Annotated in this window: 2 protein-coding genes; both read right to left on the bottom strand. The window is 67.8% G+C overall.

Features of this window, described 5'->3' with window-relative positions; translation table 11 throughout:
* The coding region (locus D1641_RS03500) for an OadG family protein (RefSeq protein ID WP_160663017.1) at window positions 1-438 on the bottom strand (438 nt) is incomplete at its 3' end.
* A 15-nt stretch (window positions 439-453) separates the two neighbouring features.
* The coding region (locus D1641_RS03495; RefSeq protein WP_243149246.1) for an acetyl-CoA carboxylase biotin carboxyl carrier protein subunit at window positions 454-748 on the bottom strand (295 nt) is incomplete at its 5' end.

The raw sequence follows: 748 nt of genomic DNA, 5'->3' as shown, positions 1-748 counted from the left end.
GGCAGCGGCAGGAGCCGCAGCGGGGGCCGGAGCAGCCGCAGGAGCAGGAGCCGGGGCGGCTGCAGGGGCAGCGGCGGGAGCCGCCATTACGGGAACGGAGGCGATGTTGGTGATCTGGAAGGAGCCCATGGGCATCCCGGACTCCTCGGCCACAGCGGCCATCATCACGGCCACCAGTTCTCCCTCATCCTGAGCAGGGGCGGCGGGAGCCGCAGCCGGCTTGGCCGCGGGGGCGGGAGCGGACTTCTTGACGGGAGCGGCGGCGGGCTTCTTCTTGCCCTCAATCGCGGCCACGATCTTGGAGGTGACGATAATCACCAGCATCAGCATGGCCAGCATGACGAACACCACCAGCAGACCGGAGACGGCAACCAGCAGAGCCTGAGGCAGGCTCAGCGGTTCAAAGGGGTGGATAATCGCTTTCTCAATACTAGGCATCGATCGTACCCCCTATTAGCCCAGGGTAACCAGCAGGTCGTCGGTGTTGACGGCGGTGCCCACAGTGGCGGCCACAGCCTTGACGGTGCCGGCCACAGGGGCGGACACCTCGATCTCCATCTTCATGGCCTCCAGAACGATGAGCACGTCGCCGGCGTTGACAGACTGGCCCACAGAGCACTCCACCTTGAAGATGTTGCCCGGCATGGGGCTCTTCACGGCGGTCTCGCCAGCGGCGGGGGCAGCGGCAGGAGCCGCAGCGGGGGCCGGAGCAGCCGCAGGAGCAGGAGCCGGGGCGGCTGCAGGGGCA

Origin of the sequence: Colidextribacter sp. OB.20 (assembly GCF_009911595.1) — a bacterium.
GTDB lineage: Bacteria > Bacillota > Clostridia > Oscillospirales > Oscillospiraceae > Lawsonibacter.
This window is presented reverse-complemented; position numbering and strand designations above follow the sequence as displayed.